Source organism: Thermoactinomyces sp. CICC 10522 (assembly GCF_016055075.1).
Taxonomy (GTDB): domain Bacteria; phylum Bacillota; class Bacilli; order Thermoactinomycetales; family Thermoactinomycetaceae; genus Thermoactinomyces_A; species Thermoactinomyces_A daqus.
In genome coordinates this window covers 1-1,809 of sequence record NZ_JAECVY010000050.1, presented here as the reverse complement: position 1 = coordinate 1,809, position 1,809 = coordinate 1, and the positions used below count along the sequence as shown (strand labels likewise).

Here is a 1,809-nt window from a genome sequence, read left to right as displayed (position 1 = left end):
GATGCGTTGGTTCTGAACATAGGAAACCTTCCTTCGGAATGTTTTTTATTCCAATTCGACAAAAAAGGCTGTTGACCTTCTTTTGTCAACAGCCTCAGCCATCCTTTGGGTGGTTCTTTTTTATTTCAAACAAAAAAGCCATCCTTGCCTGTATGGACGGCTCAATAGGCTCAACATAAAGATACGTCGCATCATCGTATACCGACTAATTTCATCATATGAAGCTTACGGTTAATGCGACAAAACTTTGGGCAAATTTTCGTTTTGTCGTTTAAATACTGCCACCCCCAATAAATAAGGACCGGAAAAAACCCTTCCACGAAGGGTTTCGGAGATTGATAACAAACCCCTGACCTTTTTTCGAAAAAGGGATCGGGGGTTGAATTTTTTTATTCTTTCAACAAAAAAAGGCTGTTGAGCCTCTTACTTTGTCAATATACGCTTTTTTCTTTCTACATAAACTATACGTGAACAAGATTAGGAGGTGATCCGATATGAAAGGTGCGCGCTTAAAAGGCCAACGTGTTGCTGTCCAAACGAAAAATGGCCGGGCTGTTCCCAGTGCACAGTTTGCGGTAGAAAAAGGTAAAGGGAAACCGAAGGCCCAACAAGTGTTGTTTTTTCCGTTTTTCCCCTTTGCTGGCGCATTTGTTGAAGAAGAATTTTTTGTCGGACCATTTGGTTTCGGCTTTGGTGGAGGATTCTTCATTTAGGGGTACGGATGAAAAACGGAATTTCGGAGTCATTCTAGAACCCTTCCATTAGCGAAGGGTTTCATTATTTTGGAGGAAATAACCGATGCTCAGGATGAATATGAACGTGTCATCCCCTGAGACGAATGACTTGAGTTCCTTAATTGGTATCTCAAGTCATTTTTCTATTTCTTGGGCAAATGGCGGCAAAATCGACGGATGCTCCCCTTATCACAAAAAGAAGAAGTAATTCTTGCCTAACCCCATGTAAAGATTGACGGAGACGATGTAAATAATAAAAGCAAAAGTGGAAAAAATGGAGGAACCTAAGATGAGTACAACGGTTGATTTATATAAGGATGCGATGGACATGTTGCTTGCAACCAGTCGTACTTTCTTCATCCCAATCGATCGCTTGCCAATGGGCTTAAAAGAGGCTGTTACATCCGCGTATCTTTGTATGAGAGCTATCGATGAGATAGAAGATCATCCCCAACTTTCTTCTGAGGTCAAAATTAACCTATTGCGTTCGATCAGTATGATCCTGAAAAAATCATTTAGCGACAACGAATTAATGGATGTATTTAATCCGTATAAGTCTCTCCTACCAGAAGTTACCTTGCGAATGGGGGATTGGACAAAGCTTAGTCCTTCGTCAATTAAATCGAACATCTATCGTACGACAGCGAATATGGCTGAGGGCATGGCCGATTGGGTTTCTAAAAGATGGCGAATTAAGACAGAAGAGGATTTGGATCAATACACGTTCACCGTTGCAGGTTTGGTTGGATTACTACTCACTGAGCTTTGGATGTGGTATGACGCAAACAGATCCGAATCTAGCTGTTGCCTTTGGCCGGGGCTTACAGGCTGTCAATATCATTCGCAATCGTAATGAGGACTTATCCCGTGGTGTAGACTTCTTTCCTGATGGATGGAAGTTGAAAGAGATGTTTTTATACGCCAGACGTAACCTAGTACTACAGTTGTACTTATGAAAAACGTAATCGTTTCTGATAGGGGTAAGTCCGAGATACGTGTAAAATATACAGTTATAAATAGAAATTTGTTCCAAATCAAAATAACACCAGCTCCCTTGCCTGTTTCACGTTAAGGG

The 1,809-nt window shown here is 41.2% G+C and carries 2 protein-coding genes; both read left to right on the top strand.

What is annotated here, in order from left to right; genetic code table 11:
• Positions 1 to 494: 494 nt before the first annotated feature.
• Positions 495 to 713 carry a hypothetical protein gene (locus tag I8U18_RS17500; protein ID WP_198065177.1) on the top strand — a complete coding sequence of 73 codons (219 nt, stop codon included), beginning with the start codon at positions 495 to 497 and terminating at the stop codon, positions 711 to 713.
• A 310-nt stretch (positions 714 to 1,023) separates the two neighbouring features.
• A complete protein-coding gene (locus I8U18_RS17495; RefSeq protein WP_232336454.1) occupies positions 1,024 to 1,587 on the top strand; it encodes a squalene/phytoene synthase family protein in 564 nt (187 codons plus the stop codon).
• The last annotated feature ends 222 nt before the right edge of the window (positions 1,588 to 1,809 follow it).